Source organism: Streptomyces sp. NBC_00090, assembly GCF_045160815.1.
In the GTDB taxonomy this organism is placed as follows: Bacteria; Actinomycetota; Actinomycetes; order Streptomycetales; family Streptomycetaceae; genus Streptomyces.
Map to the genome: position 1 here is coordinate 148,318 of NZ_CP108224.1, position 25,452 is coordinate 173,769.

The 25,452-nt window shown below is 71.2% G+C and carries 27 protein-coding genes, 1 tRNA gene and 1 pseudogene; 22 read left to right on the forward strand and 7 right to left on the reverse strand.

Annotated elements, in window-relative coordinates:
- Positions 1–55 precede the first annotated feature (55 nt).
- Together OG361_RS00710 and OG361_RS00715 are read left to right on the forward strand one after the other, a co-directional pair.
- Positions 56–703, forward strand: coding sequence for a hypothetical protein (locus OG361_RS00710; RefSeq protein ID WP_405851287.1), 648 nt, complete (start codon positions 56–58; stop codon positions 701–703).
- A gap of 62 nt (positions 704–765) precedes the next feature.
- Complete coding sequence (locus tag OG361_RS00715; RefSeq protein WP_405851288.1) at positions 766–1,419, forward strand: HemK2/MTQ2 family protein methyltransferase; 654 nt, start codon at positions 766–768, stop codon at positions 1,417–1,419.
- A gap of 59 nt (positions 1,420–1,478) precedes the next feature.
- On the opposite strand, the gene OG361_RS00720 is transcribed toward OG361_RS00715, so the two are convergent.
- The gene (locus OG361_RS00720) at positions 1,479–1,931 is read right to left on the reverse strand and encodes an Lrp/AsnC family transcriptional regulator (RefSeq protein ID WP_384574526.1); all 453 of its coding nucleotides are present in this window, start codon (positions 1,929–1,931) and stop codon (positions 1,479–1,481) included.
- Positions 1,932–2,042: 111 nt separating this feature from the next.
- Between OG361_RS00720 and OG361_RS00725 the strand changes: the two genes are divergently transcribed.
- Positions 2,043–2,660 carry a LysE family translocator gene (locus OG361_RS00725; protein ID WP_405851290.1) on the forward strand — a complete coding sequence of 206 codons (618 nt, stop codon included), beginning with the start codon at positions 2,043–2,045 and terminating at the stop codon, positions 2,658–2,660.
- A 271-nt stretch (positions 2,661–2,931) separates the two neighbouring features.
- On the opposite strand, the gene OG361_RS00730 is transcribed toward OG361_RS00725, so the two are convergent.
- Complete coding sequence (locus OG361_RS00730; RefSeq protein ID WP_405851292.1) at positions 2,932–4,905, reverse strand: calcium-binding protein; 1,974 nt, start codon at positions 4,903–4,905, stop codon at positions 2,932–2,934.
- A 377-nt stretch (positions 4,906–5,282) separates the two neighbouring features.
- On the opposite strand from OG361_RS00730, the gene OG361_RS00735 reads away from it, so the two are divergent.
- Positions 5,283–5,357: transfer RNA gene (locus tag OG361_RS00735), tRNA-Trp, on the forward strand.
- A gap of 180 nt (positions 5,358–5,537) precedes the next feature.
- On the opposite strand, the gene OG361_RS00740 is transcribed toward OG361_RS00735, so the two are convergent.
- Positions 5,538–6,539 carry a hypothetical protein gene (locus OG361_RS00740; RefSeq protein ID WP_405851293.1) on the reverse strand — a complete coding sequence of 334 codons (1,002 nt, stop codon included), beginning with the start codon at positions 6,537–6,539 and terminating at the stop codon, positions 5,538–5,540.
- A 122-nt stretch (positions 6,540–6,661) separates the two neighbouring features.
- Here OG361_RS00740 and OG361_RS00745 point away from each other — a divergent pair, with 122 nt between their 5' ends.
- The 5 genes from OG361_RS00745 (at position 6,662) to OG361_RS00765 (ending at position 12,229) form a co-directional block, all read left to right on the forward strand.
- Positions 6,662–7,723 (forward strand): ArsR/SmtB family transcription factor, encoded by a 1,062-nt coding sequence (locus tag OG361_RS00745; RefSeq protein WP_405851294.1) that lies wholly within the window; start codon positions 6,662–6,664, stop codon positions 7,721–7,723.
- 139 nt (positions 7,724–7,862) lie between these two features.
- Complete coding sequence (locus tag OG361_RS00750) at positions 7,863–8,408, forward strand: MOSC domain-containing protein (protein ID WP_405851295.1); 546 nt, start codon at positions 7,863–7,865, stop codon at positions 8,406–8,408.
- A gap of 431 nt (positions 8,409–8,839) precedes the next feature.
- Positions 8,840–9,943, forward strand: a complete 1,104-nt coding sequence (locus tag OG361_RS00755; protein ID WP_405851296.1) for a mechanosensitive ion channel family protein — start codon at positions 8,840–8,842, stop codon at positions 9,941–9,943.
- Positions 9,944–9,974: 31 nt separating this feature from the next.
- Positions 9,975–10,778, forward strand: a complete 804-nt coding sequence (locus OG361_RS00760; protein ID WP_405851297.1) for a GNAT family N-acetyltransferase — start codon at positions 9,975–9,977, stop codon at positions 10,776–10,778.
- 284 nt (positions 10,779–11,062) lie between these two features.
- The gene (locus OG361_RS00765; RefSeq protein ID WP_405861983.1) at positions 11,063–12,229 is read left to right on the forward strand and encodes a glycoside hydrolase family 64 protein; all 1,167 of its coding nucleotides are present in this window, start codon (positions 11,063–11,065) and stop codon (positions 12,227–12,229) included.
- Between the two features lie 107 nt (positions 12,230–12,336).
- Here OG361_RS00765 and OG361_RS00770 read toward each other — a convergent pair whose 3' ends face one another.
- Positions 12,337–13,071 (reverse strand): NAD(P)-dependent oxidoreductase, encoded by a 735-nt coding sequence (locus OG361_RS00770; RefSeq protein ID WP_405851299.1) that lies wholly within the window; start codon positions 13,069–13,071, stop codon positions 12,337–12,339.
- A 144-nt stretch (positions 13,072–13,215) separates the two neighbouring features.
- Here OG361_RS00770 and OG361_RS00775 point away from each other — a divergent pair, with 144 nt between their 5' ends.
- The 10 genes from OG361_RS00775 to OG361_RS00820 all read left to right on the forward strand — a co-directional run bounded on the left by OG361_RS00775 (position 13,216) and on the right by OG361_RS00820 (position 20,880).
- Entirely contained in the window at positions 13,216–13,869 is a 654-nt protein-coding gene (locus tag OG361_RS00775; protein WP_405851301.1) for a TetR/AcrR family transcriptional regulator, read from the forward strand.
- A gap of 643 nt (positions 13,870–14,512) precedes the next feature.
- On the forward strand, positions 14,513–15,292 hold the full coding sequence (locus OG361_RS00780; RefSeq protein ID WP_405851302.1) for a class I SAM-dependent methyltransferase: 780 nt from the start codon (positions 14,513–14,515) through the stop codon (positions 15,290–15,292).
- Positions 15,289–16,515, forward strand: a complete 1,227-nt coding sequence (locus tag OG361_RS00785) for an MFS transporter (protein WP_405851304.1) — start codon at positions 15,289–15,291, stop codon at positions 16,513–16,515. Before OG361_RS00780 ends, OG361_RS00785 begins: the two co-directional genes overlap by 4 nt.
- Positions 16,505–16,681 (forward strand): hypothetical protein, encoded by a 177-nt coding sequence (locus OG361_RS00790; RefSeq protein WP_405851305.1) that lies wholly within the window; start codon positions 16,505–16,507, stop codon positions 16,679–16,681. The genes OG361_RS00785 and OG361_RS00790 overlap by 11 nt, the downstream gene beginning before the upstream one ends.
- Positions 16,678–17,223: an NUDIX domain-containing protein gene (locus OG361_RS00795; protein ID WP_405851306.1), complete on the forward strand. Its 546-nt coding sequence runs from the start codon at positions 16,678–16,680 to the stop codon at positions 17,221–17,223. The genes OG361_RS00790 and OG361_RS00795 overlap by 4 nt, the downstream gene beginning before the upstream one ends.
- Positions 17,220–18,023, forward strand: coding sequence for an NUDIX domain-containing protein (locus OG361_RS00800; RefSeq protein WP_405851307.1), 804 nt, complete (start codon positions 17,220–17,222; stop codon positions 18,021–18,023). The genes OG361_RS00795 and OG361_RS00800 overlap by 4 nt, the downstream gene beginning before the upstream one ends.
- A gap of 74 nt (positions 18,024–18,097) precedes the next feature.
- Complete coding sequence (locus OG361_RS00805) at positions 18,098–18,445, forward strand: MazG-like family protein (protein ID WP_405851308.1); 348 nt, start codon at positions 18,098–18,100, stop codon at positions 18,443–18,445.
- 130 nt (positions 18,446–18,575) lie between these two features.
- Positions 18,576–19,670 carry an NUDIX hydrolase gene (locus tag OG361_RS00810; protein WP_405851309.1) on the forward strand — a complete coding sequence of 365 codons (1,095 nt, stop codon included), beginning with the start codon at positions 18,576–18,578 and terminating at the stop codon, positions 19,668–19,670.
- 82 nt (positions 19,671–19,752) lie between these two features.
- The gene (locus OG361_RS00815; RefSeq protein WP_405851310.1) at positions 19,753–20,181 is read left to right on the forward strand and encodes a GFA family protein; all 429 of its coding nucleotides are present in this window, start codon (positions 19,753–19,755) and stop codon (positions 20,179–20,181) included.
- A gap of 81 nt (positions 20,182–20,262) precedes the next feature.
- On the forward strand, positions 20,263–20,880 hold the full coding sequence (locus OG361_RS00820; protein ID WP_405851311.1) for a hypothetical protein: 618 nt from the start codon (positions 20,263–20,265) through the stop codon (positions 20,878–20,880).
- Positions 20,881–20,935: 55 nt separating this feature from the next.
- Here OG361_RS00820 and OG361_RS00825 read toward each other — a convergent pair.
- Positions 20,936–21,141 (reverse strand): annotated as a pseudogene (locus OG361_RS00825) (integrase core domain-containing protein); the annotation flags it as partial.
- Positions 21,142–21,170: 29 nt separating this feature from the next.
- On the opposite strand from OG361_RS00825, the gene OG361_RS00830 reads away from it, so the two are divergent.
- Both OG361_RS00830 and OG361_RS00835 read left to right on the forward strand, forming a co-directional pair.
- On the forward strand, positions 21,171–21,386 hold the full coding sequence (locus tag OG361_RS00830) for a hypothetical protein (protein WP_405862710.1): 216 nt from the start codon (positions 21,171–21,173) through the stop codon (positions 21,384–21,386).
- Positions 21,387–21,567: 181 nt separating this feature from the next.
- On the forward strand, positions 21,568–22,173 hold the full coding sequence (locus OG361_RS00835) for a maleylpyruvate isomerase family mycothiol-dependent enzyme (protein WP_405861985.1): 606 nt from the start codon (positions 21,568–21,570) through the stop codon (positions 22,171–22,173).
- A 136-nt stretch (positions 22,174–22,309) separates the two neighbouring features.
- On the opposite strand, the gene OG361_RS00840 is transcribed toward OG361_RS00835, so the two are convergent.
- A complete protein-coding gene (locus OG361_RS00840; RefSeq protein WP_405851312.1) occupies positions 22,310–22,867 on the reverse strand; it encodes a hypothetical protein in 558 nt (185 codons plus the stop codon).
- Positions 22,868–23,195: 328 nt separating this feature from the next.
- Between OG361_RS00840 and thpR the strand changes: the two genes are divergently transcribed.
- Positions 23,196–23,792 (forward strand): RNA 2',3'-cyclic phosphodiesterase, encoded by a 597-nt coding sequence (gene thpR, locus OG361_RS00845; protein WP_405851313.1) that lies wholly within the window; start codon positions 23,196–23,198, stop codon positions 23,790–23,792.
- Here the strand turns inward: thpR and OG361_RS00850 are convergent.
- Positions 23,741–25,432 (reverse strand): FAD-dependent monooxygenase, encoded by a 1,692-nt coding sequence (locus OG361_RS00850; protein ID WP_405851314.1) that lies wholly within the window; start codon positions 25,430–25,432, stop codon positions 23,741–23,743. The genes thpR and OG361_RS00850 overlap by 52 nt on opposite strands.
- Positions 25,433–25,452 lie beyond the last annotated feature (20 nt).

Genomic DNA, 25,452 nt, shown 5'->3' on the forward strand with positions numbered 1-25,452 from the left:
TACTCGTCCACCGCGTGTCCGGTACGCGCCCCGAAGCAGTTGCGGAGGGCATGACATGCGTGACCACGACACATCAGGGTCGGCCGAGAAGGCACCCCTGTCGACCGAGGACATCGCCCGGTCGCCGCGCGACGCGGGCCAGGCCAGAGACGGGGGCGGGGGCAGGGACGGGCAGGGCAGCGCAGCACCGCCCGTCTACCCCGGCGAGAGCACCGAGATCCCGACGAACACGAGCAGCCCGGACGACCGGGAGAGAGGCGGGGACGCGGACACGGAGCGAGAAGAGGGGTACAGGGACGAGACGCCGCCCGCCGACACGCAGGCCGATGAGAGCAGGGCGCCGACGGAAGGCGCTCCCCGGGCGGCCGCTCCGCCGGCCGACGCCGCGAGAGCGGAAGGCGCCACTGCTGCGGACGGCGATGGGACGGAGGACGCCCCCGAGCTGCTGAGCTCCGAGGACGAGAAGAGCTTCCGCACACGCTGGCACGAGGTCCAGAACCTCTTCGTCGACGATCCGCGGGAGGCGGTGCACGCGGCGGACGCCCTGGTGGCCGACGTCATGCAGACGCTCGCCGCCACGTTCGCCGAGCACAAGGAGAACCTGGAAGGACAGTGGAACAGGGGCGAGTCCGTCGACACGGAGAGCCTGCGCATCGCGTTGCGCCAGTACCGGTCGTTCTTCAACCGCCTGCTCACCACCTGAGGACCACCGAGAACACCCTCTGACGCACACGGTCGTCGTGAGGAACACAGGAACCAAGGAAGATGCGGCTCATCGCTTTCCCGGGTGTGTACTCCCCGCAGGACGACACGGCCCTCCTGACGGGCGCGCTCCTGCGCGAGGCGCTCCCGCCGGCGGCCCGGGTGCTGGATGTCGGCACGGGCTCCGGAGCACTCGCCGTCGCCGCCGCTCTGCGCGGAGCCAGGGTCACCGCCGTCGACATCTCGTGGACGGCCGTCTGGACGGCCCGGCTCAACGCCCGCCTCGCCCGCAGACGGATCCGGGTGCTGCGCGGTGACCTGACGGCACCGGTCGCGGAACGCACCTTCGACCTCATCGTCAGCAACCCTCCTTACGTCCCCAGCCCACTCGACACGCTGCCCCGCAGGGGCCGGGCACGGGCGTGGGACGCCGGTCGTGACGGCCGGCTCGTCCTCGACCGCATCTGCCGGGAAGTACCTCGGCTCCTGGCGCCGGGCGGAGTCCTCCTCGTGGTGCACTCCGCGCTGAGCGGTGAGGCACCCACGCTCGCGAACCTGCGTCAGGCGGGACTGCGGGTACAGACGCTGGAGCGCGCGGTGGTGCGGTTCGGCCCGGTGCTGAGGTCGAGAAAGTCCTGGCTGCGCAGTCGGGGACTCCTGCGGCCCGGCGACGACGCCGAGGAATTGGTGGTCATCCGCGCCGAACGAACCCGGTGACGCGATGCGCCGCCCCGCGGGCGGAGCGGATGCGCGCACGGAGCTGCGCGGCCCGGCGACTACTCGGGCAGCGGGCGGTCGTCGATGACGTTCTTCATGACGAGCGTGGAGGCCACGCGCTGGATCCCTGGCAGCCGGGCGAGCTGCTGGTCGAAGAGCTGCTGGTAGGCGGCCAGGTCGGTGGTGGCGACGCGCAGGAGGTAGTCGGGTTCGCCGAAGAGTCGCTGGGCCTGGATGACCTGGGGGATGGCGGTGACGGCCGCTTCGAAGGTGGTGACGGTGTCGGGGTTCTCCCAGCGAAGGGTCGCGAAGACGAGGGCTTCGAAGTTCAGGCCGACGGCGGCCGGGTCGACGACGGCGCGGTAGCCGCGGATGGCGCCCTCGCGTTCGAGATCGCGCAGGCGCCGGTGGCACGGCGAGACGCTCAACTGCACGCGGGCGGCCAGTTCGGTGATCGTCAGGCGGCCGTCCACCTGCAGCTCGGTAAGAATCTTCCGGTCCAGGGCATCCATGGAGAAGATTCTCCCTCAGAATGCGCGATCCTGGGGTAAGGACGCAAACACTTTCGGGCATATCCGACCTAGCCTTCCCTCTCAGGAGAAGCACGTGAGAGGGAACGATCGATGGACACGACGACGCTGGCGGCCTTCCTGGCAGTGGATCTGCTGCTGGTGTTCACCCCGGGCGCGGACTGGGCCTACGCCATATCCGCCGGCCTGCGCGACCGGTCGGTCGTACCGGCGGTCGCCGGGCTCGTCGCCGGGTACGCCGGGTACACGCTGCTCGCCGTCGCCGGCCTGGTGGTGATCGTGGCGAGCTCGCCCACCGTGCTCACCGCGCTGACCGTCGCCGGGGCCGGCTACCTGGTGTGGCTGGGCTGGGGCGTGCTGCGCGGGCCGGCCGTCCTGGCGGCCTCCGATGAGGCCATGGGCTCCTCCCGTGTGCAGGTCATGCTCAAGGGCGTGGGGATCAGCGGCCTCAACCCCAAGGCACTGCTCCTCTACTTCTCGCTGTTCCCGCAGTTCATCGACACCGCGGACGGCTGGCCCGTCGCCGCGCAGACCGGCTTGCTCGGCACGCTCCACATGACGGCCTGCGCCCTGGTCTACCTCGCGGTCGGCGTGCTGGCCCGTACCGTCCTGAAGACCAGGCCCTCGGCCGCCCGGGCCGTCACCCGGGCCTCCGGCGCGATGATGATCGTCATCGGCGGGTTCCTGCTGGTGGAACGCCTGGCTGTCTGACGCCCCCGCTCGGCCTCACCGGCCGGGAGCGCGTCACCCGCCCCACGAACGTCCGGGTTCGTTCGCGGCTGCGCTGTTCAGCTGCACTGCCAGGTGAACATCGCCGCGCGCCTCCGCCGACTTCGCGCACAGGGCCGAGGCCGCCTCGCGTCTCGCCGGCGACCCCGACCCCGACCCCCACCCCCTCGTACCGCGATCGCCCGTCAGACGACCCAGCCCCAGGAGATCCCGGTCGAGGAGGAGCTTCCACGCCGTGGGTAACGGAAGTGGGTCAGGGGCAGCTGATGCGGGTGTCGCCCGGGTCGGTGGTGCAGGTGTCGGTGCCGGAGCCGCCGTTGGCGGTGTCGTTGCCGCTGACGGCGTCCGTGGTCGTCAGGCGGTCGTTGCCGTAGTAGCCGGTCAGGATGTCGTTGCCCGGGCCGCCGTTCATCGTGTCGTCGCCGAAGCCTCCGTCGAGGTTGTCGTTGCCGTAGCCGCCGTGAACGGTGTCGTTCCCGTAGCTCGCCCTGATGATGTCGTTGCCGCCCAGACCGCAGATCACGTCGTGCGCGAAGCCGGCGTTCAGGGTGTCAGCGCCGCTGGTGCCGATGATCGTGCAGCCTCGGGCGTTGTTCACCGAGGTGGTCGCGGTGACCGTGTTGTCGGTGGTGACGGGGTCCGGCTGGGTGGCGCCGGCGGTCGCCGTGCTCGTGAGCGTCCCGGTGGACCTGGGCTCGGCGGTGACGGTGAGCGTCGCGCTTGCGCCCGGAGCGAGGGAGCCGAGGGCGCAGGTGGCCCGCGTCGCCGTGGTCGTACAGGTGCCCTGTGAGGGGGCGGCGGAGACGAGGGTGACGCCGGCGCCGGATAGCGTGTCGGTCAGGGTGGCGCCGGTCGCGGTGGAGGTGGAGGTCGACCGGTTGGTGACGGTCACCGTGTACGAGACACGGTCACCGATGCTCACGGTGGCCGTACCGGTCGTCGCCACCGTCAGGTCCGCGCTCGGCGGCGGGGGCGTCGTGGCGTCGCCGCCCTGGTAGCGGGCGAGGGCGAACGCGAAGCCCGCCCCGTAGCCGGCCGCGACGATCTTGCCGTCCGGCTGGACGAGTACCCCGCGCGCCTCCTCGAAGTCCCCGAAGCCGGTGACCACGAAGCCGTCGCCGCCGAAACCGGTGTCCACTGCGCCGTTGGAGTGGAAGCGGGCCAGACCGAAGTCGTTGGCCTCGGCGCTGTTCGGGTCGTCGGCCCGGCCGGCGAGGACGATCTTGCCGCCCTGCTGCAGCGCCATCGCGTACGGGACCCCGCCGCCTCCCGGGAAGCCGACCGACGTACGGCCGACCGTGCCGAAGCCGGAGTCGGGGCTGCCGTCGGCGTTGTAGCGCAGCAGAGCGAAGCCGGCGCCGCCGGAACCCGCGGCGACGATCTTCCCGTCGGGCTGGACCGCGACCGCGTTGCCGAACTCGGTCCCGCCGAAGTCCGCGCTCACCATGCCGTCGCCGCTGAAGGTGGGGTCGAGGCTGCCGTCGGGCAGGTAGCGGGCCACGCCGATGTCGAAGGCCGTGTTGCCCACGTAGCCGACCGACACGATCCTTCCGTCCGGCTGGAGCGCCATGCTCCGGGCGATGCCGCCGGCGTCCTGGGGCGAGCCCGGCGTGAAGCCGGCGACGACCGCGCCGTCACCGCCCAGACTCGTGTCCAGGTTCCCGTCCGTGTCGAGGCGGACCAGCGCGAAGCCGCCACCGCCGCCCTTGCCCGCGGCGATGATCCGGCCGTCGCTCTGCACGGCGACGTCCGCGCCGTCCGCGGATGCGCCGAACTCCTCGATCCGTACGAGGCCGCCTTCGCCGAAGCTCGCGTCCAGTGTGCCGTTGGGCAGGTAGCGGGCCACGGAGAAGAAGCAGCAACCACCGCCCTCCTCCGCGACCACCTCCGTGGTTCCGGCCACGACGATCTTCCCGTCGGCGGGCTGAACCGCCACCGCGTTCGCCACGTGAGCGCCGCCGCCGAAATCGCTGGTCACCATGCCACCGGTTCCGAAGGCGGGGTCCAGGCCGCCGCCGGGCAGGTAGCGGGCCAGCGCGAATCCACCCTCGCTGAGGCCCGCCACCACCAGCTTGCCGTCCGGCTGCCGCGCGATGTCACGGCCTTCCGCGTACCCAGGGAAGTACGTGGTCACCCGGCCTCCCGCCCCGAACGTCGGGTCCAGGTCGCCGGGCGCCGCCAGCGCGGTACCGGGCAGCGCCAGAACGAGCGCCGCGGCGAACACCACCGGCGCCCCGGCCTTCCCCCTCAGCCCGCGACGCCGCCGTACCGGTCGCGGTGGTCATACGGGTTGTCCCGATACGGCCGGCTGAGGGGGGCCGGGGGGCTGAAACGGTCTCAGGTGCGCATGTGTCATGGACGTACGGCCTCCGTCTACGTGGGGTGTGCGAGCAGCCGCGCACAGCTTCGTGACCGGAACCCGCCACCCGAGCGCGGGCCGTGCCGCACTGCGCCCACCGGCCCACCGGAACCACCCCCGCGAGGGAGCGCACACAGACCAGCCACCTGCCCCGACCACTCCAACGGCTCAGCCGACCGGCAGGCCGGCCGTCCCGTGCCACCTCCGGGCCCCGCTCCCGCGACGCGTACCATCTCCCTCAGGGCGGAGCCGTAGCGCAGAGGTCGACGCGCGCGGTCTCCAAAATCGCGAGGACGCCGGTTCGAATCCGGCCGGGTCCGCCCGTCCGCCCGCCTGTTGGCGAGCGGGGAACGGGGATCGGGGACGGCGTCGGTGACCGGCGTGGCGATGAGTTCGGGGCCCGGCGGCGGTCTGCGAAAAGGAAGCGCCGGGATCGACAGCACCATGACCTTCACCACCGGCGCCCTCGACCTCACCTACCGCAAGCGCTGACGATCAGGTCAGGGAGTCCCGCACGTCGGGTCGGCGATCGCGCTCACCGTGTACGGGGGCCGGCCCGGCGGTTCGTCCAGCTGGCTGTTGACCACATAGAGGCGACAGCCGTGCCGTGCGAGCGTGGTCGGCAGATCGAAGGGCCCGTCCGTCAGGCGATGGGTCACCGCCCCGGTCCGCAGTTCCTCGTCGAGCCGGGCGATGTAGACGCCGTGCGGGGCACCGTAGTTCAGCACGGCGTACAGCGTCCGGCCGCGCAGCACCATGCCGTCGGGACCGAAGGACTCCTCGCCGAGGTCGAGCCGGGCGACGTCCTTGGCTGCCGTGCCGATCCGCCAGACGGCTTCGGTGCCGTTGGACGCCACCAGCAACGTGCTGCCCGACTCGTTCGCCACGATGCCGTTCAACAGCCAGTACTGCGCCGGGAACTGCGGGAACGCGCCACGGATGTCGAGCCAGGGCTCCAGTGGGCCGAGGACACCGTTCCGGATCTCCGCCCGATGGATGACGGGGTTGGCCCAGTCGGTGACGTACACCGCGTCCTTCGTCACCGCCAGATCGTTGAGATCGGGCGCGCCGAGCGGTCCGCCGAGGGCCGTACGGGTGGCCAGCAGCCGCCCCTGACGGTCGTGGACGCTCAGCGTGGCGCCGCCGACCGACAGGACACGGCCGCGTCGGTCGGTGTGGACGCCCAACGTGCTCGTACGGTCCTCGACACCACGCGCCGCGAAGGGCTTCAGGTCCGGGTCTCCGACGCGCCCGCGGTACAGGGCGCCGGTGCCGTCGGAGGACACGTACATGGTGCCGTCCCGGCCGATCGCGATCCCCTCGGGGAGGACTCCGGGTGCCGTGGAGACGACGTACGTGTCGGGCAGGTCTCGGGCGGCGGCGGGGCCGGGCGCACCGGCGAGGGCCGTGAGCAGGGCCACTGCGACGGTGAGGCAGGCCGTACGGGCGGGCGAGTGGACGAGCGCGTGGGCGCGTGGGCGGGCAGAGTTGCCGGGCGGCATGGGCACTACCTCCGAGTGAGGAGTCGGTGAGGCGGACAACGGGAGCCTGCAATGCCACAGTTGGCGACGCACCGCCTTTCAGCCCTGGGTAAAAGGCTCTTCCGCACCAATAATCGGCAGGCATGATCCGTCTTCACTTCACGGCCGCCGATCTGCGTCAGATCACGCTCGCGCAGTCCGCCAACGCCCTCTCGGAGACCGTCCTGAGCCTGCGCCTCAGCCTGCGCCTGGACCGTGCGCGTGAGGGCCACCGCCACGGTTACGGCTTCGAACGGCCGAGGCCGGCCGCACGGCAGTGGCACCGGTCCCTGAGCGGAGGCGCGAGCGCCGGTGCCGGGGTCCTGACCCAACTGGTCGCCGAGGACGGGTTCCTCCCGGATTTCCTCCTGCAGCCGGCGATACCCGACTTCGCCCAGGCGTTGGACGCGGTCGCCTCGACACCGGTGGACCGGCTGGCCCTCGACCTCGGCATCCCGGAGGCCACCGGCTGGAACAGCGGGCTGCCCCGGCCCGGTCGCTGGGCCCGTGAACTCGCCGAGGGGTCTGCCACCGCACCGCACACCCTGCTGACCGACGCACGCCGCTACTACCACGCCTCCGTCGAACCCCTCTGGCCACAGATCCGCAGCGACACCCTCACGGACCGCGCGCTCCGCGCCGAGATGCTGCTCCGCGGGGGCGTGGACGCCCTGCTGACCACGCTGGGGACGACCTGGAGGTGGCAGCCGCCGACCCTCCACCTGCCCTCCCCCTCCACACACGACATCCCCCTGTGCGGACGGGGACTCCACCTCATCCCTTCGTGGTTCGCCACCGGCCCCATGGTGATGTATCGCCCCGGGGCGGCGACCGTGCTCGTCTACCCAGTCCACGACAGCAGTACGAGCACGGGAGCGGGAGCGGGTACCGGCAGGGGTGCGGGTAGGGATACGGGCGGCCGGACCGACGACCGGCCGGAAGCGCTCGCGGCACTCCTCGGGCGCACGCGCGCACAGGTCCTCACTCTGCTCCGGACGCCCGCCACCACCACCGCTCTCGCCGAACGCGCCGCCATCTCCCTCCCGGCGGCCAGCCAGCACACGTACGTCCTACGGAACACCGGCCTCATCAGCACCACACGCACCGGCGTATCCGTCCTCCACGCCCTCACTCCACTCGGCCACTCCCTCCTCGACGGAACCTGAGCCGGGTCCCGGCCCGGACCGCGTGGACCGTCGTCCGGCTCAGGGTCGCCTCCTGCGCGGCCCCGGGCACGGTCGCGGTGGTCCGGGTGGTGCATGCTGTCCGCCAAGGACAGAGAAACCGGCGAAATACGGGTGAGCGATGGACGGCAGGGTCACGGCGGTGAGTCGTAACGGAACGTACTCGTTCAGCAAACCGAACCGCGAGACGGTGACGCTCCTGGCCGGCCTCGGCGTCGAGGGGGACGTCCACGCCGGAGAGACGATCCGCCACCAGTTCCGCATGACCTACGAGCCGGGCCTGCCCAACCTCCGCCAGGTCCACCTCATGCACGAGGAGCTCTTCGACGAGCTGGCGCTCAAGGGCTTCACGGTCTCCGCCGGCCAGCTCGGCGAGAACATCACCACCCGTGGCGTGGACCTGCTCGGTCTGCCCACGGGTACGTTGCTGCACCTCGGAGCGCAGGCCGTGGTCGAGGTGACGGGGCTTCGGAACCCGTGCGCGAAGATCAACGACTTCCGCCAGGGCCTGCTCGGCGAGGTCTTCGGTCTCGACCCCGTCTCGGGGAACTTCACCTTCAAGTCGGGCATCATGGCCGTCGTTCGCCACAGCGGCCCCGTCCGCCCCTTCGATGCCATCGGTGTCGAGCTGCCGCCCTTGCCTCATCGCCCCTTGGAGCGCGTGTAGGCCGACCGGGGAATCGCAGGTTCCGGGGCCGGGGCAACGGATCCGCCGACCGAACCACCCGGCCACGCCGTCTCCGTACGTTCACTGCCATGCGCAACAACGACGACAGCAACAGGCTGTGCTGAGTTCGACAACACACGGCTCGACGACGGGGACCGGATCGTCGAGCAGGGGCCCTCCGCGACCGGCGCCGACGATCACCGCCAGCGGCCGTCGATCTTCCGCTGGAACAGGCCGTCGGAGGAGCAGGCGGGCTACGTACCGTCGGACGAGGAGGCGGGCTTGGCGGCCTCCTCGTCCGTGAACGCCGCCACACGCCCACACACCCACACGCACACCCACTCCTGCTCGCACTCCCTGGCATGTTTGGCACCGTGTGCGGCGGTGAGGCGTAGTGGACACACCTGTTCGACTCATCGCCTGGGGAGCACATGGAGAGCGTTCTACGACTGGCAGTCTGCGTCGGCGGCTCGGCACTGGTGGCCCTCGCCGTCGTCCGCACGGCGGACCTGCTGGCACGGTACGCGGACGCGCGCCACCCGGAGACTCCGCTGTGGGGGCTGCTGCGCCGCTGCCGTACGCCGCTGTACGTCGTCCTGCTGGCCGCCCTGCTGAGATGGACCTACCCCGCGTCGAACTGGGCACCGCTGGAAGACCATGACCGCACCGTGGGCCACGTCCTGCTGCTCTGCCTGATCGGCGGTGGCGGCTGGCTGACGGTACGGGCCGCCTCGGCCGGCGCGGAGACCCTGTACGCGCGTTACGCCGGGCGCTCGCGAGACGCCGCCCGACTGCGCCGTGTCCGTACACAAGTCACGCTGATCATGCGGGTGGTGTCGGTCGCCGTCGGGGTGCTCGCCACCGCCGCGGCCCTCGTCACCCTCCCCTCCATGCGCACTGTCGGCACCTCGCTGCTCGCCTCGGCCGGGATCATCGGCATCGTGGCGGGCGTGGCGGCGCAGTCGACGCTGAGCAACCTCTTCGCCGGCTTCCAGATCGCCTTCGGCGACATGGTCCGCATCGGTGACACGGTCGTCGTCAACGGCGAATGGGGGCTCGTGGAGGAGGTGACGCTCACCTTCCTCACGGTCCGGACCTGGGACGAACGACGCGTCACCCTGCCCGTCTCGTACTTCACCTCCCGGCCGTTCGAGAACTGGTCACGGGGCGGCGCCGAGATGACGGGGTCCGTCTTCGTCCACTGCGACCATTCCACACCGGTCGCGCTCATGCGGTCGCACGTCGAGAAGTTCCTCACCACCTGCCCCACCTGGGACGGGCGGGGCTGGGACCTGGCCGTCACCGACACCTCGCCGACCGGCATCACGATCAGGGCGATCGTGACCGCCAAGGACGCCGACGACCTGTGGACGACGCGTTGCGCGGTACGGGAGGAGCTCGTCGGCTGGCTCGTGCGGGAGCATCCCGGCGCCCTGCCCCGCGTCGTCACCGCTCCCGCGGCCGACCCGCCCGACGATCGGGCCGAGGAACACGCCCGCACCCCTTCCATGACTCGGGAACCACATGCGCGTTAGCCGCGCGCGGGTGCCGCCGTAGGCTGAACGGATGACCTTGAGCAGCCTTCACGACCGATCCGCCCTGGCCGAACGCTTCGGGCGGGATCCTGCGATGCACCTGATGGAACTCGGCGACCTGGACGACCTGTTGTGGCCGCACACCAGCTGGTACACGATGTCGCACGACGGCCCCGTCGCACTGCTGTACACGGTGGGCGACCAGCCCACCCTGCTGGCCTTCTCCCGCCCCGGACAGGCCGCGGAGCTGGAGGAGTTGGCCCGCGCGCTGTCGCCCGTCCTCCCCCGGCGCTTCTTCGGGCATCTGACCGGATCGGCCGGCAAGGTGCTGGAGTCGGCGTACGCGGTACGGCCTCACGGCACCATGGTCCGGATGGCGCTCACCGACCCGGACCGGCCCGCCCGGCACCCGGACGGCCCGTGGCGGCCGGCGCCGCTCGGCCGGGCCGACCTGGCGGAGTTGCTGGAGCTGTTCGCGGAGGCGTACCCGGGCAACTGGTTCGACCACCGGATGCTCGACACCGGCCAGTACATGGGCGCCCGGCTGGACGGGCGCCTCGTGGCCGTCGCGGGCGTGCACGTCTATTCGGCCGCCACCCGGGTCGCCGCGATCGGAAACGTCACGACCCTCCCCGAGGTGCGCGGGCAGGGCGCGGCCGGATCCTGTGTGGCCGCGCTGTGCAGGCAGCTCGGGAGGACCGTCGACCACATCGGGCTGAACGTCCGGGCGGACAACACGACGGCCGTGGGGCTGTACCGCGGGCTCGGCTTCAGCGAGGTGGCGGAGTTCACCGAAGCCACGTTCACGGCACTTCCGCAGCCGACAGCCGACTGACCGGGCCACGGCCCACGGCCCACCGCACCCCGTACTCACACCCGCACTCGTACTCGAACCCGTACCCGTACTCGAACCCGTACTCGTTCTCACCACCGCAACCATTGACAGGTCCATCTCACCTTCACCATTCTTGAGAGCGCTCTCAAGACGACGCTTCCCCGCAGACTCCCCCTCCCCCCACGGATTCCAGGCGGCTCCCTCCGCACGGAGTCCCACCTCCGAGGAGCCCCCACGTGTCCGCATCCGCACGCCACAGGCGCACTCGCGCCGGACTCGTTCCCCTGGCCGCCGCCGCGTTGATCAGTACCGCGGTCGCCGTCGCCGGCCCCTCCGACTCCGTCCAGGCCGCCGTTCCCGCGACCATTCCGCTCACTTTCACGAACAACTCCGGTCGCGGCGACCAGGTCTACGTCTACAACCTCGGCACCGAGCTCTCGACGGGCCGGCAGGGCTGGGCGGACGCGAACGGCACGTTCCATCCCTGGCCGGCCGGAGGCTCCACCCCGGTTCCGGCGCCCGACGCCGCGATCACCGGCCCCGCCAACGGACGGTCGACGACGATCCGGCTGCCTAAGTTCTCGGGACGGATCTACTTCAGCTACGGACAGAAGCTGGTCTTCAAACTGGCGACCGGCGGCCTCGTACAGCCCGCGGTCCAGAACCCGAGCGACCCGAACAGGAACATCCTCTTCAACTGGTCCGAGTACACCCTCAACGACTCGGGCCTCTGGATCAACAGCACCCAGGTCGACATGGTCTCGGTCCCGTACGCGGTAGGCGTGAAGCGCCCCGACGGCACCGTCGCGAACACCGGACGCCTCAAGCCCGGTGGCTACCGGGGCTTCTACGACGCGCTGCGCGGCCAGCCGGGCGGCTGGGCCAACCTCATCCAGACCCGCGCCGACGGCACGGTGCTGCGCGCCCTGGCGCCCGGTCACGGCATCGAGGCCGGCGCGCTGCCGTCGACGGTGATGAACGACTACATCAACCGCGTCTGGAGCAAGTACGCCACGTCGACCCTGACCGTGACGCCGTTCGCGAACCAGCCCGCCGTGAAGTACTTCGGCCGGGTCTCCGGCAACGTCATGAACTTCACCAACGGGTCCGGCACCGTCGTCACCTCCTTCCAGAAACCCGACTCCGACAGCGTCTTCGGCTGCTACAAGCTCCTCGACGCCCCGAACGACCAGGTGCGCGGCCCCATCTCCCGTACGCTCTGCGCGGGTTACAACCGCTCCACGCTGCTCACCAACCCGAACCAGCCGGACACCTCGTCGGCCGGGTTCTACAAGGACGCGGTCACCAACCACTACTCCCGCAAGATCCACGCCCAGATGATCGACGGCAAGGCCTACGGCTTCGCCTTCGACGACGTCGGCGCACACGAATCGCTGGTGCACGACGGCAACCCGCAGCAGGCGTACGTCACGCTCGACCCGCTCGACTAGGACGTGTCCGGCCTGGAGGGTGTTGCCCGCTCCTGCGCGGTCACCATCGGCGATCGCCGTGGTGCCCGCCGTCGGCGCGGGCAGGTCGAATCAGCCCGCAACGCCCTTCAGGACTCGATACCGTTCTCAGCGCGGTCGCGGGGACCATCGCCGTGCGCGAGGGCACTGGGGGTCCGGCAGCCGACGATCGCCGGGGCCTCCTGGACGAGCGTGTCGTCGGTGAGCGCTTCCACCATGAACAGCGCGAAGTCCACCCGGCGCGTCAGGTCGCTGGCCAGCACGGGGTCGCCCACGTGCCGGCTCCACACGGGCAGACCCTGGCTCTCGCCCTCCTCCAGGGTGCTGCCGCGCACCACGGTCCACCGGGTGTCGCTGGCGAACACCCGCCGGCACGCCTCCACTTGGTCGTCGAGTTCGACGGCACGGACGAGCTTGCCCAGCACGGCGGCGATCCGGACCCCCGTGGTGAACATCCGCGAGTACGTGTCCCTGCCGTCGCGGGTGATGTGCCAGCCGCAGGAGAAGACCAGCCGCGCACCCGGCCGCGCGTGGTCGAGCACAGCCTGCGCCGTTCCCGACGCGTACTGCTGCACGCCCCACGGCACGAGCACCGTCAGCACCCCGTCGCACCCGGCGACCGCCCGACGGATCACCTCGGGGTCGTTGGTGGGGCCGGGGACGACGGTCATCCGGCCTTCGAACGCGGCGAGCTTCGGCACGCTGCGCTCCCGGCACACACCGACCACTTCGTAGCCGCGTTCCAGCGCGTGCCTGACCATGTACTGCCCGAGCTTCCCCGAAGCTCCGATGATGCAGACCTTCTTCACGCGATCCGTGCCCATGGCGCAGCCCCTCTCACCGGAATCACCGGAATGCTGACCTTATGCTGTAAGGGACGCTAGCCTTATGCCGTAAGGTGGTCAAGAGGGAGCGAAAGGGACAGGCGAATGCCCGAGGGAGGCAGGGGAAGCAGAGGTCGGGGCAGGATGTCTGCGCGTACCCCGCTCAGCCGTGAGCGGGTGATCCGGACGGCGGTGGCGGTGGCCGACGAGAAGGGGTCCGCGGCGCTGACCATGCGGGCCATCGCCGAACCGCTGAGGGTCGAGGCGATGTCGCTCTACCATCACGTGGCGGGCAGGGAGGACATCCTCGACGGCATGGTGGACGCGGTGTTCGGCGAGATCGACCTACCGCCGCGCGACACGGACTGGAAGAGCGCCACACGACACCGCGCGGTCTCCGCCCGCGACGCCCTGCGGCGCCACCCCTGGGCCATCGGCCTGATGGACTCCCGCTCCCAGCCCGGCCCCGCGACCCTGCGCCATCACGACGCCGTCATCGGAGCACTGCGAGCCGGCGGATTCTCCGTCCCGATGGCCGCGCACGCCGTGTCGCTGATCGACAGCTACCTGTACGGCTTCGTACTCCAGGAACTGAGCCTGCCGTTCAAGGGCGCGGCGGAGTTGGACGAGGTCGCGGGCGCCATCCTGCGCGACATGCCCGCCGACGCGTACCCCCACCTCACCGAACTGGCCACCGAACTCGTCCTCAGGCCCGGCTACGACTACGCCGACGAGTTCACCTTCGGCCTCACCCTCATCCTCGACGCCCTCCACCCGGACGAGACCGCCGACGCCTAGGCCGAGGCTTTTCGAAACGCGTCGCCGGGTCCGGCACAGACGGTGCAGGACCCGCCCGGCGCGGCGTAAGGCCTTCGTGCTCTGCCCACTCGGCGAGCGCGCCCCCACCCACCGGCGTGAGCCCGGAGTCCAGCATGAGGGTAGGCGGCGGCGCCGTCGGGGGGCAGAGGTCAGGGGTCAGGGGGCAGAGGTCCAGTGTCGGCGTTTCGGCCATCGCCGCTTCCGAGGGCGATCCCGTTCCGGCAAGGGTCGGTGTACTCGACATCGAGGCCGTTTCGCTCTACCGCACGATCTGCGGCGCGTCTGAAACACGTGTGTTCGAACCGGTCGGCACTGTCGTTGAGCCCCGTGAACCCCCGAACCCGCGAACCCGCGAACCCGCGAACCCGCGAACCCGCGAACCCGCGAACCCGCGAACTCCCGCTCCTGGAGAACCTCATGCACGCCCTTCCCATCGGCCCTACCCCTCCCCTCCCTCCCCTCCCTTCCCGCCCGCCTCTCCAGCCCTCCGGGGCCCGGGCGGAAGCCCCGAGCCCTCGCCGCCGCGCCCACGCGTTCCGTTCGGCACGTCCGGATACGAGGTGGGAGGCATGACAACCACCTTCGTCGCCATCCGCTTCCGCACAGGGACGGGGTGGGCGCGTTGACCGACTTCGCGACCGTCGGCGCGGCGTACGCCGCTCACTCCCGCAGCGCCCGGGGACGGCTGCGCCATGACCTCGTAGCCCGCCGCGTCCTCACCGAACTCCCGGACCGGCCCGTCCGGGTCCTGGACGCCGGCTGCGGAGACGGCGAGATGCTGATCCGCCTCGCGGCGGCCGGGCATCGGGTGACCGGCTTCGACCCGCCGGCCGAGATGCTCGACACCGCGGCCCGCCGCATCGCCTCCCGCCCCGGGTTCGCCGGGCGAGTGCGACTCGTCAACGCCGACATCGGATCCTTCTCCTGCGACGGGGAGCGATTCGACGCCGTGTGCTGCCACGGCGTCCTCATGTACCTGGAGGATCCTGCGGAGGCCGTGGGCCGCCTGGCCGGGATGGTCGGGCCGGGCGGGCTGCTGAGCCTCCTGACGAAGAACGGCGCGGCCGTCGGCGTACGCGAGGCGTTCCGCGGCGAGTACGAGACGGCACGCGAGCTCATCGAAAGCGGCACCGCCACCAGCATCGGCAACCTCGGCCTCCCCACTCGAGGGGACGACGTCGCGGCCCTCGACGAGCTGGCGTCCAGCCACGGCCTTACCCCGCTGGCGTGGCAGGGCGTACGGATCTTCCACGACCACCCCGAGGACTGGGGCCCGACCCCGGCCGAGTACGCCGCCGCGTTGGAGACGGAATGGGCCGCCTCGTCCCGCGACCCGTACCGGCAGTTGGGGCGCATGGTGCACACTCTGGCGCGCCGCGAAGTGGCGGGGAGCCCGACGTGACGGCGCCGCCGGCCGCCGACACGGCCCCGCCCCCGGTGTCACTCCGCGGCAACCGTTCCCTCCGGGCCGTCCGGGCCTTCCGGGTGCGCGAGGGCGCAGCGCCGGCCGGCTTCTCGGTGCATGCCGTCGCGCTGCCGGTGATCGCCGTGCTGGAGCTGGATGCCGCGCCGGGCCAGGAGTCCTTGCCGGCCGCCGGGGCGACGGCCCCGGCGTTCGTCCTCGCGCTGCCCGCAGGCGCGGCGGGCGACCGGTACGCGAAGACGAAACTGATGGTGGGAACCGATCTCGCGGCGGCCGGGGTGGTCGCGGCGGTGCCGGTCTGCTGGGCCGCCGGGGCCATGACCATGCCGGTCATGTACTCCGTGGCGCTACTGCTGGACGCGCTGACGGTGCTCCACCAGGCCGCCTCCGTCGCCATCGTGCCCGAACTCGTCCCGCTCGGGCAGTCGCACGAGGTGAACACCAGGATCGCGGCGGCGTACTCCGTGGCCGACACGGCGGGCACGTACGGCGGCGCTCTCGTCGTCGGCGTGGCGGGGGCCGTCCGCGCCCTGTCGCTGGACTCGCTCTCCTACGTGGTGAGCGCGCGGTGCGCCTCACGCATCCGCTCGACCACCGCCTCACACCGGCCGGCCGGCGATCGCTCCCACCGGGTGTTCGCCGCGATCCGTGAGGGTGTCGGCCATGTGATGTGGGGCCCGACGCAGCGGACGCTTGTCCTGGCGCTCGCGGGCTGCGCGTACGCCGACGCCGTCGTCACCACCTCCTTCGCCTACACCCTGCTGACGGAACTCCACTCGGGCAGCACCAGGCTCGGGCTGGTGATGGGGGCGACCGGCGCGGGCGGCCTGGTGGGAACACTCGCTGCGACCCGTGTTGTCCGACGGTACGGCCCTGGCCGCGTACTGCTGACATCCGTCTGGCTCGTCTCCGGCGCGCGGCCGTTCGTCGCGCTGACGGCCGGCGGGATCGCCGCCGCCTCCGGTGTACGTGCGGCGCTGGTGGTCGGCACCGTGCTCCACCTCGCCCCGGCCGTGCTGCTGTGGACATCCCCGATCCGCCGTCTGACCGCAATACCCGCGCCTCAGGAGCCAACGCCGCCGACGCCCGCGGCGACACCGTCCGTCTGTCGTGAACCCGCAGCGGCACAGTCCGTCTCCTGTCACCCCTCACCTCTCAGCCCTCACCCCTCACCCAAGGAGGACGAGCGTCGTGACCACTGAACTGTCCGCCCTCTCGGCGGCCACAAGCGGCGGACGAGCCGCCCTGGCAGACCGTCTCGAAGCCGACGGCCCGCTCGCCCGCCCAGGGCTGCGCGCCGCCCTCCTCCACGTCCGGAACGAGGTACTCCTCCCCCGCGCCTACACCTGGGAAGGGGCCGCGGCATGACCGGCACGTGGCTGTCGCCCGAGGATTACGCGGCGACGCTGCCGAAGGCGACCGTGTTCGGGGCCGTGTTCTTCACCGACGAGCGCGACCGTCCCGTACACCTCCATGCCGTCTACAGCCCCGAGCACCCCTGGCAGTGGCCGGGCGGTACGGCGGAGGCGGGTGAGCGGCCGTGGGAGACGGCCGTCCGCGAGACCGAGGAGGAGACGGGTCTGGTCGTGCCCGGGCCTCCGCGGCTGCTGGCGGCAGTATTCGGTCTTCCCGGCGCGGCATGGCCCCTGGCGACCGCGGGGTACGTCTTCGACGGCGGGAGGCTCAGCGAGCAGCAGATCGAGAGCATCACGCTCTCCCCCGAGGAGCACGACGAGGTCCGTGTGCTGCCGTTCGAGGAATGGCGGGCGCTGATGCCGGAGCGGGATCACGCCCGCCTCGCGGCAGTGCTGGAAGCCCGCCGGACCGGTGTGGCGGCCTACGTCGGCGCCTGGGACTGGGACGTCGAGTCGGGCGCACCGAGCACGAGCAACGAGGAGACGACAGGGTGAGTACGACGTCATCCGCACACACCTGGAACGAGTACTGCGCTTCGGGCCGCGGCATCAAGCCCCTGTCCGACACCGAGATCCACGTCGTCCGCGAGCGGCTCCCGGACGACCTGCGCCACATCTGCCTCGACGACTGCGAGATCGATCTGCTCATGAACGGCTGGGGGTGGGAGCCGCCGGCCGGGAGGGTGGAGCCCGGGGAGGCCTTCGAGGACGCCGCCGTACGGGAGTTGGAGGAGGAGACCGGACTGCTCGCCGTCCCGGGGAGCGTGGTGCTGCTGGGCACGCTGTGCGACGACTCCCACGGCATGACCCGGGTCACGGAGGTCGCCAGGCTCACCGACGACGACGGTGAAACCCGGCCCGCGGAACCCGACTTGATCAGCCGTTGGGAGTGGCACACCCCAGCCGATCTCCGCACTCTGCCGCAATCGCTGTTCACCGCGTCCGCACAGGCCCTGAACACCGTGTGGCCCGGACTGCTTCGCCATGTCTTCTCCGCACACCTCACGCCGCGGACCGCTCCCGCCGGGAGTGGTCGACTGCGCTTCGGGGAACCGCCGACGGCGGTGCGGCTGCGTGAGCGGCTCGCCGAGGACCTGACCGAGGCCGGCTTTACCGGCGCCCCGCGCCTCCAGGCCGCGTTCGAGGTCGTGCCATGTCAGGCGTTCCTGACGGAGCAGCCCCTCCGTCGCGCCTACGTCAACGAAGCCATCGCGACCGTGACGGCCGAGGACGGCGGTTCGCTGAGTTCCCCGCGGGTGCGGCACCCCACGCACCGCCACATTCTGGGCGGCTGACCCCCGCCGGGCACCCGCGCCCGCCCACCCGCTCGCTCGCCAACCCACACCCACACCCCGGAGGAACTCCCCTGATGAGCAACGATCCGTGGGCGACGATCAGCGTCCTCGCCCGCCTCTTCGCCGAGTTCGACACCGACCGCGGTATTCATGAGGAGGAGCAGTGGACCCTGCAGGTCCTCAAGATGTCCGAGGAGGTCGGAGAGGCCGCGCAGGCCGTGATCGGCGCCCGCGGGACCAACCCCAGGAAGGGGCACAGCCACACCTGGCAGGACGTGCACGAGGAAGTCGCCGACGCGGCGATCACCAGCCTGGTGGCACTGGCCCGTATGCGGCCCGATGCCGAGGCCTTCTTCGCCGGGTTCCTGGAGCGGAAGGCGGCGAAGTTCCTGCCCGCCAAGGCCGTCGTCGACCAGTCCTAGACACCCCGCCGGAAACCCGGCGACACGCTCGCCTCCCTTCCTCCACGCCCCCTCCCCCGCCTCACCGTCCCCCGCCACTCACGCTCCTACCTCGCGTGACCGGCCAGAACCTCTGACCCATCGGAGACCCATGACAACGCCCCCTGTCCCCGACGAACCTCCCAGCACGTCCCTGACCGACGAGGAGTACGGCATCCTGCGCGCCTCCGCAGCCTTGTGGGCCGGCACCTCCGTGTTGATCACCAACCGGCGCGGTCAGGTCCTGATCCAACACGTCGACTACCGCGACGTCTGCCTCCTGCCGGGCGGCGCCGTGGACAAGGGCGAGTCGCCCGCCCACGCGGCCGCCCGGGAACTGTGGGAGGAGCTCGGCGTCACCTCGACCGTCGACCGCGGCCTCGCCGTCGACTGGGTCGCTGCAGAAGGCTCCACCGCGCCGGCTGCCCTGCGGTTCCCCGGCGAGACCCTGTTCGTCTTCGACGGTGGCACCTGGGACGAAGATCAGATCGCGGCCGTCCGGCTGCCTGAGCACGAGATCAAGGGAATCGAGTTCGTCGAGCCCGCGCGTCTGCCGGACCTCATGTCGCCGGGCGACGCCCGCCGTGCGCTGTCCGCGCTACGCGCCCGCGTCAACAGCGCGGGCACCGTGCTCTTGGAGAACGGCCTCCCCATCGCGCCCACCGTCCTCGACCGGATCGGCGTCCTGCGTACCGGCCGGGCGGAACACCACTTCCCGTTCCACCACGGCCCCGTCCCTGACGGTCTGGTGGTGCGTCAGTCCTGGGGATGGCTGTTCGCGCCGGACGGTCGCGTCCTCCTCCTGCTCGAACCCGGCACGGGCGCCGCCTGCCTGCCCGGTGGCACGCCCGAACCCCACGACCGCGATGACGCCCTGGCGACGCTGCGCCGCGAGGCCCGTGAGGAGGCCGATGCCGGTTTCGGCGAGCCGGTGTTCCTCGGGTACCTCTCCGAGCCCGGCGAGGCGTGTGCCCGCGTCCGGTACGCCGCCGTGCTGACGGGTGTCGGCCCCGTACGGGCAGATCCGGCGACCGGCCGGACGTACACCCGCGTCCTTGCCACCCCGGAACAGGCCCTGGAGTTCTTCGACTGGGGTCCGTCGGCTGCCGACCAGCTCGCCGCCGTCCACCGGGCCCGCACCCTCCTGGGCATTCCCGAAGCCCCACGCCAACCCGTCACCGAACTCACCGCCCCCACCACGTGGTAGCTCCCAGTCCTTGCCCCTGTCCCGTCCCCGGCACGCCGCACGCGGCGCTGGGCGCGGGGCAGGCGTCGAATCGAGGAACCGCATGACCCGTTCACCCTCCACCCCTGGCCATCCCGTAGCAAGGGTCCGGGCGGGGCACTGCCAGTGCGGCGACATCGCCTACCAGGTGACAGGTGACCCGGACGACCCCCATCTGTGTTCGTGCCCGCACGAAACACGGATCTCGGGCGGGCCCGCCGTGCTGTGGGTGGGCTTCCGCAAGGACGCACTGTCCTGGACCGGCCCCGGGGGCGAGCCGACCTGGTACTCGACCTACCCGACCCTCCATCGGGGCTTCTGCGGCCGGTGCGGAACGCACCTCGTCTCCGTCGCTGATGGTTCGGACAAGGTCATGGTGACCGGGTTCAGCCTCACCGACCAGAGCGGAATCGAACCCGTCGGCCACTCCTACCGTGGAGACGCCGTGCCATGGATGAGCATCAACCTGGCACCGGACCCGGCTCGCGACTAGGCAGTGTCTTCAAATGATCTTGCCTGGTGGATCATTTGAAGACACCGCCTAGTCTCTGCCCCGCCCTCCCCCGTAGGCTGCGTGATCCACATCGTTCGGGGGATCATGAACTTCACGCGATATCGCAGACCATCGGCCTTCCTGCTGCTGACGGTGGCAGTCGTCCTCGGCGTTGCGGCCGTAGCCGGACTCGAGTCGGGAGACGAGGGCGCGCTGATCCTGCTTCTCCGGCTCCGCGAGCACGTCCTTTTGCTCGGATGGCTCGCCCTGGCCACACTGACCGGGGCGGTCCTCTTGGGGCTGGCGAAGTCCTCGCTGCGCTTGCCCCTGGTCACCATGCTGCTCGTCATCGGCGTTCCGACACTGCTCATCAGTGGCTGGGCCTCGGCGGTGTTCGGTGGATCGGATGAGGCGGTGAAGACCGAGTCGGCCCCCGGCCGCGGCGACCGCAAACTGGTCGTGATGGCACGCAGCGGCTCCCTTGACCCGGTTTGGTGCATCTACGTCCACCAGGGAAACCCACCACTGGAACGCCGTTGGAGCGTCGGCTGCTTCAACGGCGACTCCGAAGACAATGCACTCAGCGAGACCGTGTGGACGGCTTCCGACCGGATTCGTATGACCACCGAGGGAGGCGTGGGCCACTTCGTGACCATCGCCCCAGATGGACGGCCCGATCGGATTGTTTCCGTCGGCTAGTGGCCTGCGTCGGGCAGCTCTCCGACCTGATCGATTGGAGGTTGGCCCCGTTCCTGTCTGCCAAGGCTTCGGTCCGCTCGTCGTTTGAGGTGCAGGGCCGCTGGTAGGGCCATTCGTCGAGCAGGGTGCGGTTGAGCGTTCGACCTTGCCGTTGGTCGGGGGCCGGTAGTCGCGGGTGGGTTTCCCGGCCGCGCCGAGGTCGGCCAGGACGGCTTTCCAGGCGAGGCCCTTGCGGTAGGCCCACGCGTTGTCCGTGAACAGGCACCTGGGCGTTCCGCAGAAACTGCGGAATGGGAGAGCGGCGGGCCGATCTGCCTGCCGCACACTTCGGGCTCGGCATCGTCATCGTGGCGAGCGTGGCTGTTGGCCTGTTCGCGGGACCCGCCACTGGGGCCCTCGTCGCCGGAGCCTTCGCCGCTCTCTTCCTGGTCTCCCTCTGCGCGCGGGCCGCCCGGGGTGCGCCGGTCGACGTGCCGGTGCCCGCGCGTCGGGCACTGCGGATGTAGCTTGCGAATGCAGCCGAGTGGGCTGAGTGGACTCCCGCGTCTCTCGTTCGGATGCGGGATCCAGGGCTCTCGTCGCGGTGACGCCACGCACTCTGACGATGAGTTTCCGTCGTTCCCGGAGTCCCAGCGGATGTACATGGTGGTCTACGAAGGAGAAGCCGTGACGGATGACGTCTGGTCGATGGTGCACGCGGAGCGTGCGGCGCTGATCGAGGATCTCGCGCGCCTCGATGACGAGCAGTGGGAGAAGCCGTCGCTGTGTGAGGGGTGGACCGTGCACGACGTGGTCGCCCACCTGGTCGACACGGCCAGGACGACTCGCCTCGGCTTCGTGGTCGGCCTCGCCCGTGCGCGTTTCGACTTCGACCGTCAGAACGCCGTGGGGGTGACGCGGGAACGCGGCGCCACACCGCAGGCGACCCTGGAGCGGTTGCGCCGGGTGGCGCCGCGGAGGACGACCCCTCCGGCACCTCTCGACAGCCGACTCGTCGAGGAGGTGGTCCATGGTGAGGACATCCGTCGGCCCTTGGGGCTCACCCGCTCCTACCCGCCGGAGGCCGTCGTCAGATCGCTGCGCCTGCAGACGCGCACCCCGGCTTCCTTCGGCGGAGCCAAAGAGCTGCTGACCCGTGTCCAGCTCAAGGCGACGGACGCTGACCTGACGCTCGGTACGGGACCGGAGGCAAGGGGATCCACGCTCTCCCTGCTCCTTGCCGTCTCGGGGCGGCGGGTGGCGCTGGGCGACCTCGTGGGGCCGGGCGTCGCCATGCTGACGACGGGTGGGTGACACCGCGCCGGCGATCGTCGGACGACCGTGGGCCGGGAGGCGCACTGCTCCGGACCGGATCGAGCCCCTTCCTTCCGACAACTGCTGCGGGCGAGACAGCCGCGGCATCCATGTGCTCTCGGACATCGCCGCCGACTTACCAGGGATTCCACCCCGAACTGGCGCGATACCTGAGCTCCGAGTGCGTCAATGGAACGGGTGGGACCGTTTGGCTCGGACCGGGAGGGTCGAAGCTCACCCCGTTCTCGTCGAGTGCGTTGAAGACGGTCACGCGACCCGTCTCGAAGGCGAAGCTGATGTCGACGTTTCCCTGAGCGACATCCCCGCCTGTCCATTCGAGCAGTTCGGCGCCCTTGAGCGGCAGCCCCCGCAGAGCCTGCAGCCCGGGAAGCGGTTCGGGGCGCCACTGCAGGTCGAAGCCGGGCCACCGGACTGGACGGGTCGGGTCGATCATGTTCCACGTCAGGGAGACGTCGCCCAGCTTTTGATGGTTGATCTCGACCTGCTCGCCATCGAAGTCGAACAGCACCGGGCAGTCGCAGAACCACTCGTCATCCCTGAGGTCCCAGACCATCCAGACGCTCGTGAGCGTCCGGCCGGCAAGACCACGCAGACGATGTCCATGCTCCTGTGCGACGTCACTACGGCCGTCCAACCATGCCGGCTGGTAGCCCACGATGCCGAAATCGAACATGACGTCATCTTGCCAGAGGCGCCCTTCCTCGGATCAGAACAGTCCCGAGCGGCGACCAACCGTCCCTGCGTTGTCCGGTGGATCCAGCAGCAGCCCCGCCGGCGCCTCCGCGGCCACGGGAACGTCGGCGCGGCGGGCACGCTGCTGCCCGGCCCGGCCACGTTCCGACCGCAGGGCCCCTGCTCGGACAGCCCCGGCGCCGCCCGTCTCCGCGGCACCGCATAGCCTCACCTCACGACGCCGCACCCCACAGACCACGCCCATGCCCCATGCCCATCCCCGCCTCCCCCGGACGACCGAGCCCCCGAGACACGGAACGACATCCCGCGTGAACGCAGCACAGACCCAGGCCTCGACCGTCCGCGTCTTCATCGCCCTCGCCCCGCCCGACGAAGCGAAGGGCGAACTCGAGGACGCGCTGCGTCCGGCCTACGACGCGCACCCCCGGATGCGGTGGAACCGCATAGAGGACTGGCACATCACCCTGGCGTTCCTCGGTGAGCTCCCCGTCACCACCGTTCCCCTGCTCCAGCCGCCCCTCGCCCGCCTCGCGGCGAGCCGCCCGCCCCTCGAACTGGCGCTGCACGGCGGCGGGCACTTCGACCAGCGGGTCCTGTGGAGCGGGATCTCGGGCGACCTCGAAGGACTCCACGAGCTGGCCACCGACGTACGTGCCCTGGTCAGGGAGTGCGGAATCGCCTTCGAGGGCCGGCCGCTGCGCCCTCACCTGACGCTGGCCCGCGCCCGTCGCGACGACCCCACCGGCGCCGCCGAAGTCGCCGACCGGCTCACGGGATTCACCGGCCGCCCGTGGCACGCCGAGCGTCTCCATCTCGTCGGCAGCAACTTCGGCCGCGGTCCGGGACCCATCCGTTACCGCGACATCGCGGCCTGGCCCTTCACCGCCGACAGGGACGCGAAGTAGGCGGACAGGGCAGCCCCCGTGTCGGAGAGCGGGAAGCGGGCGCCGAGTTGCCCGTCCGGGCGGACGACGAAGCCCGTCGGGCCTTCGGGCCGGTAGAGCCGGGCGAAATCGCCTGCGGCGTCACGGTATCCCGGTACGGCCAGGGTCTCGGGTGCGGTCGGCTCGGCATCGCGCGCGAGGACCGCGAGGACGGCGCCGAGGAGGGCCGCCCCCTCGGTGGGCGCGGGCGCGGCAGCCGTGGTCGCGGCGATCGCCTCGGCGAGATCGGCCGGCCCGGCCCCGTACAGGAGCGCCACATGTCCCGCTCGGCCCCGCAGGATGTCGAGCAGCCGCAACGGGTACGCGGCGACGGTGCTGGTCAGGCCGGCGCAGTCCGGGGCCCGGTCGCCGGGCTGGGGCGCGTCGTCCGGCCCGTGCGGGCTGCCGGCGAGCGGGCCGCCCCGGTAGCCGACGAGCAGCTGGGCCTCGCGGAGCATCAGGGTTCGCGGGTCGGCGGGGTCGGCGTCGATACCGTGGGTGGCATGGCGCACGGTCCGCCCGACCACCTCCTCGCCGACCGGGCGACGTTCCGCGTCGTAGGTGGTGAGAAGCGCCGGGCCCGCCGCCCCGTGGACGACGAGGGCGAGCTTCCACGCGAGATTGCAGGCGTCCTGGATGCCGGTGTTCATGCCCTGGGCGCCGGTGGGCGGGTGGATGTGGGCGGCGTCGCCCGCGACGAACACCCGGCCCTCGCCGTAGCGGTCGACGATCCGATGGCTGATGCGGAAGACGGAGGACCAGCGCATGCGGGACAGGACGGCCGGCTCGGGCGCGAGGCGGTCCACGACGGCCTGGATGTGCGACAGCTCCGGAGCACGGCCGCCCTCCAGGCCGTGTGCCACGCCGTCACCCCCAGCGTGCCCCTGGCCCGTGGCCTGTGCGGAGAGTTCGGGCGGGACCCGCATCGACATGCGGTAGCGGCCGGGCCCCGGCAGCGGGATGCAGACCAGCGCGTCGTCGGTGGATCCGTCGTCGGCCAGATGGCTGGACCGTACGCCGTACCCGCGGGGCAGGTCCCAGTCGGCCTCGACGTCGGCCAGCATGTACTCCTCGGGGAAGGCCCCGCCCTCGAAGCTGCGGCCCAGCGTCTTGCGGACGATGCTGTGGGCTCCGTCGCAGCCGATCAGATAGCGCACGCGAGTCTCCTCGTCGGCGCCGGAGGCCGTGCGCAGTCGGGCCGTGACCCCGTCCTGGTCCTGGGTGAACGACAGCAGTTCGGTGCCGCGTTCGATGGGCGTGCCCAGGCCCGCGACGTACTCCTCGAGCAGGCGCTCGGTCTCGTACTGCGGCAGCGCGGCGAATCCGTACGGCACCTCGGGCGGCAGGAACAGTTCGATCCGCGTCTTCTCGCGGCCGTTGACGTACGTCAGCTGGCCGCGCAGCGGAACAGCGGCCTCCAGGACGGCGCGTGCCATACCCATCCGGTCCCAGATCTCCAGGGTGCGCGGCTGGATCCCGACCGCCTTGGCGTACGGGAGACGAGCCGGGAGTCGGTCGACGAGACGGCAGCGCACGTCGTGGCGGCGCAGCTCGGCGGCCGCGCTCAGGCCGACCGGACCGGCGCCCACGATCAGTACGTCGGCCGTACGGTTGCGTGCCACGGGTGCCTCCCAGTGCCAGC